At 70.4% G+C, this 12,746-nt stretch carries 13 protein-coding genes; 11 read left to right on the top strand and 2 right to left on the bottom strand.

All coding sequences use genetic code 11. The features are described 5' to 3' along the window. The 7 genes from miaB to trmB all read left to right on the top strand — a co-directional run. Nucleotides 1-1,171 (top strand): tRNA (N6-isopentenyl adenosine(37)-C2)-methylthiotransferase MiaB (miaB, locus tag Q0R13_RS02910; RefSeq protein WP_293899185.1); only part of this gene is annotated, 1,171 nt, incomplete at its 5' end. Beyond that, a complete protein-coding gene (locus Q0R13_RS02905) occupies nt 1,168-2,142 on the top strand; it encodes a PhoH family protein (RefSeq protein WP_293899182.1) in 975 nt (324 codons plus the stop codon). The genes miaB and Q0R13_RS02905, both read left to right, overlap by 4 nt. Beyond that, nucleotides 2,139-2,729: an rRNA maturation RNase YbeY gene (ybeY, locus tag Q0R13_RS22585; protein ID WP_366852284.1), complete on the top strand. Its 591-nt coding sequence runs from the start codon at nt 2,139-2,141 to the stop codon at nt 2,727-2,729. The genes Q0R13_RS02905 and ybeY overlap by 4 nt, the downstream gene beginning before the upstream one ends. Next, a complete protein-coding gene (locus Q0R13_RS02895; RefSeq protein WP_293899179.1) occupies nt 2,707-3,609 on the top strand; it encodes a transporter associated domain-containing protein in 903 nt (300 codons plus the stop codon). The genes ybeY and Q0R13_RS02895 overlap by 23 nt, the downstream gene beginning before the upstream one ends. After that, nucleotides 3,606-5,186, top strand: coding sequence for an apolipoprotein N-acyltransferase (gene lnt, locus Q0R13_RS02890; protein ID WP_293899176.1), 1,581 nt, complete (start codon nt 3,606-3,608; stop codon nt 5,184-5,186). The genes Q0R13_RS02895 and lnt overlap by 4 nt, the downstream gene beginning before the upstream one ends. Nucleotides 5,187-5,283: 97 nt before the next feature. After that, the gene (metK, locus tag Q0R13_RS02885; protein WP_293899173.1) at nt 5,284-6,504 is read left to right on the top strand and encodes a methionine adenosyltransferase; all 1,221 of its coding nucleotides are present in this window, start codon (nt 5,284-5,286) and stop codon (nt 6,502-6,504) included. Between the two features lie 170 nt (nt 6,505-6,674). Continuing rightward, the gene (gene trmB, locus Q0R13_RS02880; RefSeq protein WP_293899170.1) at nt 6,675-7,352 is read left to right on the top strand and encodes a tRNA (guanosine(46)-N7)-methyltransferase TrmB; all 678 of its coding nucleotides are present in this window, start codon (nt 6,675-6,677) and stop codon (nt 7,350-7,352) included. Nucleotides 7,353-7,556: 204 nt separating this feature from the next. Here the strand turns inward: trmB and ppa are convergent, their stop codons facing one another. Next, a complete protein-coding gene (gene ppa / locus Q0R13_RS02875) occupies nt 7,557-8,090 on the bottom strand; it encodes an inorganic diphosphatase (RefSeq protein ID WP_293899167.1) in 534 nt (177 codons plus the stop codon). 81 nt (nt 8,091-8,171) lie between these two features. Then, complete coding sequence (locus Q0R13_RS02870) at nt 8,172-8,915, bottom strand: PEPxxWA-CTERM sorting domain-containing protein (RefSeq protein WP_293899164.1); 744 nt, start codon at nt 8,913-8,915, stop codon at nt 8,172-8,174. A gap of 535 nt (nt 8,916-9,450) precedes the next feature. Between Q0R13_RS02870 and rimP the strand changes: the two genes are divergently transcribed. The 4 genes from rimP to Q0R13_RS02850 all read left to right on the top strand — a co-directional run. Then, nucleotides 9,451-9,999: a ribosome maturation factor RimP gene (rimP, locus tag Q0R13_RS02865; protein ID WP_293899161.1), complete on the top strand. Its 549-nt coding sequence runs from the start codon at nt 9,451-9,453 to the stop codon at nt 9,997-9,999. 12 nt (nt 10,000-10,011) lie between these two features. Beyond that, nucleotides 10,012-11,712 carry a transcription termination factor NusA gene (gene nusA, locus Q0R13_RS02860; protein ID WP_293899158.1) on the top strand — a complete coding sequence of 567 codons (1,701 nt, stop codon included), beginning with the start codon at nt 10,012-10,014 and terminating at the stop codon, nt 11,710-11,712. A gap of 21 nt (nt 11,713-11,733) precedes the next feature. Further along, nucleotides 11,734-12,405 carry an RNA-binding protein gene (locus Q0R13_RS02855; protein ID WP_293899155.1) on the top strand — a complete coding sequence of 224 codons (672 nt, stop codon included), beginning with the start codon at nt 11,734-11,736 and terminating at the stop codon, nt 12,403-12,405. Nucleotides 12,406-12,509: 104 nt separating this feature from the next. Further along, nucleotides 12,510-12,746: translation initiation factor IF-2 associated domain-containing protein (locus Q0R13_RS02850; protein ID WP_293899152.1), on the top strand; the 237-nt coding region annotated here is incomplete at its 3' end.

Raw genomic sequence — 12,746 nt, 5'->3', positions numbered from 1 at the left:
TTCCGAGCTCGGCAAGCTGAAAGAGCTGAAGCAGGCCCGGGCCGCCGCGGACGGGGCGGTCATGACCATCGCGGTGGCCGGCTGCGTCGCCCAGGCCGAGGGCGAGGAGATCATGCGCCGCCAGCCGGCCGTGGACCTGGTCGTGGGGCCGCAGGCCTATCACCAGCTGCCGGAGCTGATCGCGCGGACCCATCGGGCGCGGGGCGAACGGCTGGCCGCCGACTTCGCGCCGGAGGCCAAGTTCGACGCGCTCACCGCGGATCGCCGGCCCACCGGCGTCACCGCCTTCCTGACCGTGCAGGAGGGCTGCGACAAGTTCTGCACCTTCTGCGTAGTGCCCTATACCCGCGGCGGCGAGTGGTCGCGGCCGGCCGCCGACATCGAGGCCGAGGCGCGCAGCCTGGCGGCCAAGGGCGTCCGCGAGGTCACCCTGCTGGGCCAGAACGTCAACGCCTACAACGGCGCCGACGACACCGGCGCGGGCCTCGCCGGCCTGGTGCGCCGGCTGGCGAAAATCCCGGGCCTGGACCGCATCCGCTACACCACCAGTCACCCCCGCGACATGGACGCAGCCCTGATCGCCGCCCACGCGGAGGTCGAAGCGCTGATGCCCTATCTCCACCTGCCGGTGCAGTCGGGGTCGGACCGGGTGCTGAAGGCGATGAACCGGGCGCATACCGCGCAAAGCTATGTGCAACTGATCGAGACGATCCGCGCGGCGCGGCCGGACATGGCGATCAGCGGCGACTTCATTGTCGGCTTCCCGGGCGAGCGCGACGCCGACTTCGAGGCGACGCTGCAACTGATCCGCGAGGTCGGCTATGCGACGGCCTTCACGTTCAAATATTCGCGGCGGCCCGGGACGCCGGCCTCGGCGATGCCGGGCCAGATCCCGGAAGAGGTCAAGGACGCGCGGCTGGCGCGGCTGAACGCGCTGCTGGACGCCCAGGCCCGGGCGTTCAACGCCAGCCAGGTGGGCAAGACCCTGCCGGTGCTGTTCGAGCGGCCCGGCCGCCATGCCGGCCAGCTGATCGGCCGCAGTCCCTATCTGCAGGCGGTGTATGCCGTGGCGCCGGATCGGCTGATCGGCCAGATCGTTCCGGTGCGGATCGATGAGGCCGCACGGATGAGCCTGGGCGGCGTCCTCCTCCAGGCGCTGGAGCCCGCTTGAGCCGCGCGCCGGAATTCATCGTCCTCTCCGACGCCGCGGTCCGCGCGGTGGCCGGCGCCAACAGCCGCCATGTGGCCCTGATCGAGGACGCCTTCGGGGTGCTGGTCGAGACCCCTGGCGGCGGCGTGTCGCTGAGCGGCGACGCCAAGGCCCGCGGCCAGGCCAAGAAGGCCGTGCAGGCGATCGCCGCGCGCGCCGACCAGGGGCTGGAGATCGAGGAGGCCGACGTGCGCGTCGCCATCGGTCAGGCCCGCTCGGGCGGGAGTTCGGGCGGCGGCCCCGGCGGCGCGATGGGCGGGCCGCTGCCGGTCGGCAAGCGCGGGCAGGTGGCGCCGAAGACGCCCACCCAGGCGCGCTACCTCGAGGCCCTGGCCCAGTGCGAACTGGTGTTCGGCCTGGGGCCGGCCGGCACGGGCAAGACCTTCCTCGCCGTGGCCTATGGCGCGGGGCTGCTGCTGCGCGGCGCCGTCGACCGGCTGATCGTCTCGCGCCCCGCCGTCGAGGCGGGCGAGCGGCTGGGCTTCCTGCCCGGCGACCTGAACGAGAAGGTCGACCCCTACATGGCCCCGGTCTGGGAGGCGCTGACCGACATCCTGGGCGCCGAACAGCTGCGCCGGCGGCGCGAGAAGGGCGAGATCGAGGTTGCGCCGATCGCCTTCCTGCGCGGCCGGACCCTCAGTCATGCTTTCGTCATCGTCGACGAGGCCCAGAACGCCAGCCGCGCCCAGATGAAGATGGTCCTGACCCGCCTGGGCGAAGGCGCCCGCATGGCCGTCACCGGCGACCCGACGCAGATCGACCTGCCACACCTGGGCGACAGCGGGCTGGCCCATGCCGTGGGCCTGCTGGAGGGCGTGAAGGGCATCGCGGTCACCCGTTTCTCGGCCGAGGACGTGGTCCGCCACCCGCTGGTGGAACGCATCGTCCGCGCCTACGAGGCCGACACCGCCCAGCGCGGACGCCCGGCTTGATCGACATCGAAGTCGAGGATGCGGCCTGGACCGTGGCGGCGGCGGAGGCGGTGGAGCTCGTCCGTGCGGCGGCGAAGGCAGCGCTTAGTTCCTCCCCCGTTCACGGGGGAGGGGGACCCCGAAGGGGTGGAGGGGGCGCTGGATCGACCACGGAGCGGGCGGCAGCGCCCCCTCCACCGCAAGCGGTCCCCCTCCCCCGCCTTGCGGGGGAGGAACTGGGCTCGGTCACCCTCCTGCTCACCGACGACGCGACCGTCCGCGACCTCAACGCGCGGTTCCGTGGCCAGGACGCGGCGACCAATGTGCTGTCGTTTCCGGCCGCGCCGAACCCGGAGGATCACCTGGGCGACGTGGCCCTGGCCTATGGGGTCTGCGCCCGCGAGGCGGCCGAGCAGGGCAAGCCGTTCGGCCACCATCTGCAGCATCTGACGGTGCACGGCGTTCTGCACCTTCTCGGATACGACCACATCGGCGATGATGAGGCCGAGGCCATGGAAGGCCTCGAGCGCGCGGTGCTGGCGGGTCTGGGTGTCCCGGACCCCTATGCGGCCGGCAAGGGAGAGCATGACCGACCCCGACCCATCTAGTCGACCGAGCCCGCGCCGCCGGCCCGGGCTCCTTGGCCTGTTCGACTTCTTCCGCGGCGCGGCCGAGCACGCCGCCGACGACATGCCGGAACAGCTGACCGAATCCGGCGGCGAGCTGGTCAGCCACGCCCGCGCCTTCCAGGACCTGCGGGTCGAGGACGTGATGAAGCCGCGCGCCGACATCGTCGGCGTCGAGCGCACCTGCAGCTTCGCCGAGGTGGTGGCCCGCTTCGTCGAGGCCGAGCACAGCCGCATGCCGGTCTATCGCGACACCCTCGACGAGCCGGTGGGCGTGGTCCACGTCAAGGACGTGTTCAAGCTGCTGGCCCGCAAGACCCGCCAGCCCAAGCCGGAAGACCGCATCCTGGCCGGCCGCCACGCCCTGGTGCGCGAGGTGCTGTACGTGCCGCCGTCGCAGACCTGCGAGCGGCTGCTGACCACCATGCGCGCCAAGCGCATCCACATGGCCCTGGTGATCGACGAGTTCGGCGGGGTCGACGGGCTGGTCACCCTGGAGGACCTGCTGGAGATGCTGGTCGGCGAGATCGACGACGAGCACGACGACGATGGCGACCAGGCCTACATGCCGATCGTCGCCGACGACGACGGCTGGATCGTCGACGGCCGTGCGCCGCTGGAGGAGCTGGAGAGCGCCCTGGGCGAAGGCGTCGACCTGGCCTCCGCCGACCTCTACGAGGAGATCGACACGGTCGCGGGGCTGATGAACGCCCTGGCCGGCCGGGTGCCGCAGAAGCGCGAGCGGATCGCGCATGCCGACGGGTTCCTGTTCGAGGTTCTGCTGGCCGACCCGCGCCGGGTGAAGCGGGTGCGGGTGCGCCGCGCGCCGGCCGACGCCAGATCCTCCGCCGAGGCGGAGTGAGCCGGCCGCGCTGGTACGCCCCGGCGACCGCCTTGCTGGGCGGCCTGGCGGCGGGGTTCGCGCATCCGCCGTTCGGCTTCGTCGCCGGCCTGCTGGGCTTCAGCCTGATCCTGCTTCGGCTCGAGACGGTTCAGGCCCGACCCTTGCGCTCGGCCTTCATCCTGGGGTGGCTGGCGGGGCTGGGCTACTTCGGCGTCTCGACCTGGTGGATCGCCGAGCCGTTCCTGGTGGACCGGGCGACCTACGGCTGGATGGCGCCGTTCGCGGTGGTGCTGATGGGCGGCGGTCTGGCGCTGTTCTGGGGCCTCGCGGGACTGGCCTACCGGGCGCTGCGGCCGCGCAGCGCGTGGAAGGCGCTGGTGTTCGCCGGGGTGTTCGCCGCGGCCGAGTGGCTGCGCGGGCATATCCTCACCGGCTTCCCCTGGAACCTGCCCGGCGAGGCGTGGCGGGCCGGGTCGGCGCCGTCGCAGGCGGCGGCCCTGGTGGGGTCCTACGGCCTGACCTGGATCACCCTGGCGATCGCCGCCACCCCGGCGCTGCTGATGCTGCCGGTCCGCCGGCTGGCCCAGGCCGGGATGCTGGTGGGCGCGGGGATCGGGCTGACCGCGCTCTACGCCGGCGGCGCGGGACGGCTGGCGGCCGCGGCGCGCCCGACCTACGCCAAGGACGCGCCGGTGATCCGGGTGGTCCAGGCCAACATCGACCAGAAGGATAAATGGAAGCCGGAGAACCTGGGGCTGGTTTTCGACGCCTATGCCCAGCTCACCGCCCGCCCGGTGGCCAAGCCCTTCACCGGCCGCCCTGACGTGGTGATCTGGCCCGAGGGCGCGCTGCCGGCGGTGATCGACGACCTGATCGCGCCCGGTTCGCCCTATGCGCCGCGCCTGCGCGACGTGATCCAGCCCGGCCAGACCCTGCTGATGGGCGCCAATCGCGCCGAGGCGGCGGGCGGCGGGCGGTTCCGCTACTACAACACCCTGATCGCCTTCCGCCGCGACGCCCGGGCGCTGCGGGTCAGCGGCTTCTACGACAAGTACCGGCTGGTGCCGTTCGGCGAGTTCATGCCGCTCGGCCGCGTGGCCGGCGCGCTCGGCATCCGCAGCCTGGTGCACATGGAGGACGACTTCACCCCCGGGCCCCGGCCGCGCCCGCTGACAGCGTCCGGCCTGCCGCCGGTGCAGCCGCTGATCTGCTACGAGGCGCTGTTCCCGGGCCTGGCCAGCGGTCCGCGCCCGGCCTGGATCCTGAACATCTCCAACGACGCCTGGTTCGGCCAGACCAGCGGGCCCTGGCAGCACCTGAACATCGCCAGCTACCGGGCGATCGAACAGGGCCTGCCGATCGTCCGGGCCACGCCCACCGGCGTCTCGGCGGTGATCGACGCCCAGGGCCGGGTGCTGCCGGGCAAGGAGATCGGGCTGGGCGGCTTCGGGGTGATCGACGCGCGCCTGCCATCCGCCGCGCCGCCCACGCCGTATAGCCGGTGGGGCGACGGCCCGTTTGCCGGGCTGCTGGCGCTTTCCGCCGGCGCCTGGCTTGCAGGTCGACGCCGGCGCCCGCGCCCGAGTCCCGAATAGGGTCGCGGCGCGGCTTGCGTCACATAAGGATTTCTTTATAGGCCTGTCGCCTATGCCGGCGCCTGTCAGCCGCCGCCAACTTCCGGAGCCCCGCCCCTTGAGCCGTTCCAGCTATATCTTCACCAGCGAAAGCGTGTCCGAGGGCCACCCGGACAAGGTCGCCGACCGGATCTCCGATACCGTGGTCGACGCCTTCCTGGCGGCCGAACCACAGGCCCGCGTGGCGTGCGAGACCCTGGTGACCACCAACCGCATCGTGCTGGCCGGCGAAGTCCGGGCCGGCAAGCCGGGCGGGTCCAAGGCCGAGAACAAGGCGCTCACCAAGGACATCGTCCGCTCGCTGGAATCCAAGGTCCGCGAGGCCATCAAGGACATCGGCTACGAGCAGAAGGGCTTCCACTGGGCCAAGGCCAAGTACGCCTGCTACCTGCACGAACAGTCCGCCCACATCGCCCAGGGCGTGGACGCCTCCGACACCAAGGAAGAGGGCGCCGGCGACCAGGGGATCATGTTCGGCTACGCGTCCGACGAGACCCCGCAGCTGATGCCGGCGACCCTGCAGTACAGCCACGACATCCTGAAGCGGCTGGCCGAGGTGCGGCACTCCGGCGAGTGCCCGGTGCTCGAGCCCGACGCCAAGAGCCAGGTGACCATCCGCTACGAGGACGACCGCCCGGTCGAGATCCTGAAGATCGTCGTCTCCACCCAGCACAAGAAGCGCATGGGCCTGGTCTCGGTGAACTCCAAGCGCCTGCAGGCGGTCATCCAGCCCTATATCGAGGCGGCCATCCCGGCCGGCCTGATCACCAAGAAGACCAAGTGGCTGGTCAACCCGACCGGCAAGTTCGAGATCGGCGGGCCGGACGGCGACGCGGGCCTGACCGGCCGTAAGATCATCGTCGACACCTACGGCGGCGCGGCCCCGCATGGCGGCGGCGCGTTCTCCGGCAAGGACCCCACCAAGGTGGACCGCTCGGCGGCCTATGCCTGCCGGTATCTGGCCAAGAACGTGGTGGCCGCCGGCCTGGCCAAGAAGTGCACGATCCAGATCAGCTATGCGATCGGCGTCGCCGACCCGCTCAGCTTCTACGTCGACCTGCACGGCTCGGGCGAGATCGACCCCGCCAAGCTGGAGCTGGCCCTGCCGGAGATGATCGGCGGCGCCACGCCGCGGGCGATCCGCGAGCACCTGCAGCTGAACCGCCCGATCTATGCGCGGACCTCTGCCTATGGCCACTTCGGCCGCAAGCCGGACAACGAAGGCGGCTTCTCCTGGGAACGCACCGACCTGGCCGACGAGCTGAAGAAGCTGGCTTAGGCCAACCCCTCCCCACTCCATCGCGTGTCATCCCGGTTTCGCCAAAAGCGAAGACCGGGACCCACGACCGGGCGCGGAGGTTCGATCGGCTCGCCGATGCGGCGCTTGATCGTCGGTCCCGGTCTTTCCCTGCGGGAAAACCGGGATGACGCCCTAATATTTTGGCTGAGATGTCCGACGCCCACCACCCCCCGCTGCGCTCGTTCGGGCGGTTGAAGTCGCGGCCGATCAAGCCGCGGCAGGCGGCGCTGGTCGCGGCGCGGCTGCCGGCCTTGCGCATTCCCACAGGGCCGGTCGACCCCGCGGCCCTGGCGCCCGCGGCTCGGGAGGTCTGGCTCGAGATCGGCTTCGGCGGCGGCGAGCACATGGCGGCCCAGGCGGCCCGCGCGCCGGACGTGCTGATCCTGGGCGCCGAGCCGTTCCAGAACGGGGTGGCCAGCGCCGTGCGGCATATCGACGAGCAGGGCCTGGCCAACGTCCGCCTGCACGACGCAGACGTGCGCGAGTTGCTCGCCCGGCTGCCGGATGCCAGCCTGGCGCGGGTCTACATCCTGTTCCCCGACCCCTGGCCCAAGGCGCGGCACAACAAGCGCCGGCTGGTGCAGGCCGAGCTGGTGGCCGACCTGGCGCGGCTGCTCCGCCCCGGCGGCAGCCTGCGGTTCGCCAGCGACGTGGCGCACTATGTGGACTGGGCGCTGGCGACGATCGCCGCCGACCCGGCCTTCGCCTGGACCGCCGGCCGCGCGGACGACTGGCGGCTTCCCCCCGCCGACCACATCACCACCCGCTACGAGGAAAAGCGCCTGGGCGACTGCGCCCCGGTGTTCCTGGATTTCGTGCGGATGTAGGGAGGTTCCATTTCCCTTTTTGATCGTCATCCCCGGCCTCGTGCCGGGGATCCATCGTCCCGCCGGCACGGTCGTGGGAGCAGGCCGCGCCGCGCGGCCTGCCGCGTTGAATCGCGGAAGCTGAAGCATGGATCCCCGGCACAAGGCCGGGATGACGAACCGAGGGTGGGGATCAATGCGGCATGCGTCGCATTGGGTCTTGGCCTACCCAGCCGTCTTGTAGCGTTCGATCGCGGCGCGGATCAGGTCGGCGGTCTGTTCGGGGTCGGCCCAGCCGGTGATCTGCACCGACTTGCCCTTCTCCAGGTCCTTGTAGTGCTGGAAGAAGTGGGCGATCTGCTCGGTCAGGATGCGCGGCAGCGAGCGCCAGCTGTCCACTCCGGTGTAGAACGGGTGCAGGGCGTCGACCGGCACCGCCAGCACCTTCTCGTCGCCGCCGGCCTCGTCGGTCATCATCAGGCAGCCGATCGGCCGCGCCCGGATGATCGCGCCGGGCACCACCGGTGTCTGGCCCACCACCATGATGTCCATCGGGTCGCCGTCGTCGGCCAGGGTGTGCGGGATGAAGCCGTAGTTGCCCGGATAGAACATCGCGGTGTGCAGGAAGCGGTCGACGAACAGGGCGCCGCTCTCCTTGTCGATCTCGTACTTCACCGGCTCGCCGCCCTGCGGGATCTCGATGATGGCGTTGACGTCGTACGGCGGGTTCACGCCGACCGGGATCTTGGACAGGTCCATGGGGGGCCTTTCAGGCGACACACAAAAGGTGGAGCGCTCTCTGACGCATCCGCCCGCCCGATGAAAGCCCCCCTTGGCCCGCTACGCCAGCACCAGCTTGCGGCGACGTTGGCGCAGGACCGCGCCGGCGCCGCCGAAACCGAGCAGCATCATCGCCCAGGTGGCCGGCTCGGGCGTGGCGCTGAAGCTGAGCAGATCGCCGTCGACCGAGACGCTGAAGGCCACGACGGCCTTGGGCGAGGTGTCGACGCCGCCGCCCCTGCCGAACGAGGTCACCCCGATGGTGGGGGCGGCGCCGAAGAAGTGGAAGTCCTGGGCGAACCCGTCGCCCGGGGGATCGGGCTGCGGATTGAAGCCGACCCAGCTGCCCGGATCGACCCGGCCGGGCGCGAACTGGAAGGTCACGTTGATGTTATGGCCGCGGAACATCTCGCTGAAGCCGGTGAAGCCGTCGGAGTTCGGCGCGTCGATGGGCCGGACCGAGCCGTCGGCGAGGTTGTGGTAGAACTGCAGCCGATAGCCGTCGCCGCCGATCAGCGGCGCGTGGATCGTCGGGTGGGTCGGATCGGCCAGGTCGAGCACGCTCAGCAGGCCGATCAGGGCCCCGTCGCCGGGCGGGTCGGGCTGTGGGTTGAAGCCCACCAGGACGCCCGGATTGACGATGCCGCCGTGGGTGGAGAGCTTGAAGCCCCGCGAGCCGTCGTTGAACTTGTAGTTGGGTGGCCGCACCGAGCCGTCACCCGCCTGGGCCGCGCCGGCGAAGGACAGGGTCAGGGCTGCGGCGACGCCCGCGAATTTGAAGCTGTTTGAAACGCAACCGGGCATGTTTGCCCCTCTGTATCGAGCGAGGGCGGCCCCGGTCTCGTCCCCCGACGAACGGAACCTGCCCTCAGACGTGTGCGTGGAGGGACTGAGCGCCGGTCTGCCACCGGTGGTCAAGCGGGCTCGCGCGTGGGGGGAATTCGGGCGGGCGGGTTGGCGCGTCACCTCCTCTCCCTCTCGCTTCGCGGGGGAGGGGAGGTGACGTCGGCCGGGCCCCCGCACCAATCTCATGGCCGCAGGCTCGCATCTCCCGTGAGATTAAAGGATCGGAAGCATCTGGCGATGCCCCCGCAACCGCGTCCGGATTAATCGAAGTCGCTATGGCGGCGAGCCTAGAGCCGACCAGGACAAGCTGGGCTTTGGCTGACTGCAGCCCTGCCATCGGCCTGCGCGCCCGACGCCGAGTCGCAAGAGGGCTGACAACCGCCCTTCCCCCCGCTATATTCCCTCTGAACATCGTCCGTTAGCGCTGTAAGGCGCCTACGAGCGGCGGGCTCCGGCCCGACCGCTTTTTTCTTTGCCGGAGGCCTGGGCTCCCTTGCGTGGGAAGACCACTGAAGATCTGGAGCTGCTGGAGCTGCTCGACCCTGTCGCTGAGGCGCAGGCGTATGAGATCGTGCGCCTGCGGCTGATGGGCGGGTCCGAGACGCGCCGGCTGCAGATCATGGCCGAACGGGCGTCCGACGGCGACATGGTGGTCGAGGACTGCGCGCGCCTGAGCCGGGCGATCTCGGAGGTGCTGGACGCCGCCGACCCGATCGCCGGGGAATATACGCTGGAGGTCTCGTCCCCCGGCGTGGACCGACCGCTGACCCGGCTGAAGGATTTCGCGGCCTACGAGGGCTATGAGGTCAAGCTGGAGCTTGACCGCCTGGCCGAGGGCCGCAAGCGCTTTCGAGGCATGCTGGCCGGGATCGAGGGCGAGCAGGTCGGCATCGACCTGGAGGGCGAGGAGGAGACCGCGATGGTCCCGTTCGCCTGGATCCTCGAGGCCAAGCTGGTGCTGACCGACCAACTGATGAAGCGGGGCGCCGAGGTCCGTGCGGCCCGGCTCGCTTCTGAACAACCACAACAGACGTCCGAGTAAGAGGAACAGTCCATGAGCCTGACCGGCATTTCCGCCAACCGGATGGAACTCCTGCAGATCGCCGAGGCGGTCGCCCGCGAGAAGTCGATCGATAAGGAGATCGTCATCGAGGCGATTGAGGAGGCGATCCAGAAGGGCGCCCGATCGCGCTATGGCGCCGAGCACGACATCCGCGTCCACATCGACACCAAGACCGGCGAGACGACCATCAAGCGCGTGATCACCGTGGTCGCCGACGACGCGGTGTTCGGCGGCGGCGTGGACGAGGAGGGCGCCGAGCTGCCCATCGAGGAGCCCGCCGGGATCATGCGGCTGGCCGACGCGCTGCGCCGCGAGAAGACCGCCAAGATCGGCGACACCTACGAAGAACTGCTGCCGCCCTTCGAGTTCGGCCGCGTCCAGACCCAGATGGCCCGCCAGGTGGTGATGGGCAAGGTCCGCGACGCCGAGCGCGAACGCCAGTTCGAGGAGTACAAGGACCGTGTGGGCGAGATCGTCAGCGGCACGGTGAAGCGGGTCGAGTACGGCAATGTCGTCGTCGACCTGGGCCGCGGCGAGGGCATCATGCGTCGCGACCAGTCGATCCCGCGCGAGAACTTCAACATCGGCGACCGGATCCGCTGCTACATCTACGACGTCCGCCGCGAGACCAAGGGCCCGCAGATCCTGCTCAGTCGTGCGCACGGCGGCTTCATGGCCAAGCTGTTCGCCCAGGAAGTGCCGGAGGTCTACGATGCGGTCATCGAGATCCGCGCCGTGGCCCGCGACCCGGGCAGCCGCGCCAAGATGGCGGTGATCTCCAACGACAGCTCGATCGACCCCGTCGGCGCCTGCGTCGGCATGCGCGGCAGCCGCGTGCAGGCGGTGGTGGCCGAGCTGCAGGGCGAGAAGATCGACATCATCCAGTGGAGCCAGGACGAGGCGACCTTCATCGTCAACGCCCTGGCGCCCGCCGAAGTCTCCAAGGTGGTGATGGACGAGGAGGACGAGCGCGTCGAGGTCGTCGTCCCGGACGAGCAGCTGTCGCTGGCCATCGGCCGCCGCGGCCAGAACGTCCGTCTGGCCAGCCAGCTGACGGGTTGGCAAATCGACATCATGACCGAGAGCCAGGAGAGCGAGCGCCGCCAGCGCGAGTTCGCCGAGCGCACCGCCCTGTTCCAGGAAGCCCTGGACGTGGACGAGGTGATCGCCCAGCTGCTGGTCACCGAGGGCTTCGCCACGGTCGAGGACGTGGCCTATGTGGACGTCTCGGAAGTGGCCTCCATCGAGGGCTTCGACGAGGACACCGGCGCCGAGATCCAGGCCCGCGCCCAGGAATACCTGGACAAGGAAGCCGCCGAACTGGACGGCAAGCGCAAGGAACTGGGCGTCGAGGACGGCGTGCTGGAGATCGAGGGCGTCACCCTGCCGATGGCCGTGGCCCTGGGCGAAGGCGACGTGAAGACTGTCGAGGACCTGGCCGGCCTGGTGCCCGACGACCTGCGCGGCTGGTTCGAGAGCAAGAACGGCGAGCGGGTGCGCGAACCGGGCATCCTGGAGTCCTTCAACCTGGAACCGGCGGACGCCGAGTTGCTGATCATGCGCGCCCGCGTCGCCATGGGCTGGATCGAGGCGCCGGAAGAGCCGGAACCCGAGGTGGTCGAGGAAGAGCCGCAACCCTCCGACGAAGCCTTCGCCGAGGCCGAGGCCGTCGGCGAAGCGCAAGACTCCTAAGGTTGGGTCAGGTGGCCCAGCATGGAGATCTCAGCCCCTAGGGCCGCCACCCACGCCACCCACGCCGCCGCCTCTCGCGAGCGCCGGGACATCGTGTCCGGCGAGGTGATGGACGAGGCGAGGCTGATCCGCTTCGTGGCCGGGCCGGACGGCGCGGTCTGGCCCGACCTGGCGCGCAAGCTGCCGGGGCGGGGCCTGTGGGTCGCGGCGGACCGGGCCTCGGTGGCGACGGCGGCGAAGAAGGGCCTGTTCGCCCGCGCCGCCAAGGCCAAGGTCCAGGCCTCGGCCGAACTGCCCGACCAGGTGGAAGCCCTGCTCAGGTCGCGGCTTTTGTCGTTCCTGGGGCTTGCGAAACGGGGCGGAGACCTTACGTCCGGCTTCGAGAAGGTCGCCGCCGCGATTTCGTCGGGCAAGGCGGCGTGGCTGATCGAAGCGTCCGATGGCGCCGCCGATGGCCGCCGCAAGCTCCTGGCCCTGGCCCGCAGACAGTCTCCGGCCCCCGGCCTGTTCGGCCTGTTCGGGGCCGAGGAATTGGGTTTGGCCTTGGGTCGGGAGAATGTGATACACACCGCCTTCCTTGCGGGGCGAGCCGCCGGACGTTGGACGCAAGACGTTCGTCGCCTGGCGGGGTTTAGTCCGCTCCTTCCTGAGGATTGGCGCGAGGAGCCTATCGAGGCGAAGCGGGAACCGTAAGGTTTCCGCCCTTCCCCGTTTGAGTTTGGGGACGTCTGAAGGGCGCCGGTACGACGTTACGGGATTTTGGTCGGGCTCCGCCCGGCGGTGAGTAAAGCGAGCGAATGAGCGACGAGAACAACAACGGCCGTAAGCCCCTGACGCTGAAGCCCCGCACCGGTGGGTCGATCAGCTCGGGCACGGTGAAGCAGAGCTTCAGCCACGGTCGGACCAAGACCGTGGTCGTCGAGACCAAGCGCGCCCGGCCGCATGGCTCTGGGGCTGGGAATCTTGCCGCCCCGTCCGCCCGCGAGAACCGGGTGTTCGAGCCGCCGGCCCGCCCCGCGGCGCCGCAGGGCGGT

This window comes from Phenylobacterium sp., from assembly GCF_025351295.1.
GTDB lineage: Bacteria > Pseudomonadota > Alphaproteobacteria > Caulobacterales > Caulobacteraceae > Phenylobacterium.
The sequence above is the reverse complement of the archived record's forward strand: the minus strand, read 5'-3'. Positions and strand labels throughout refer to the sequence as shown.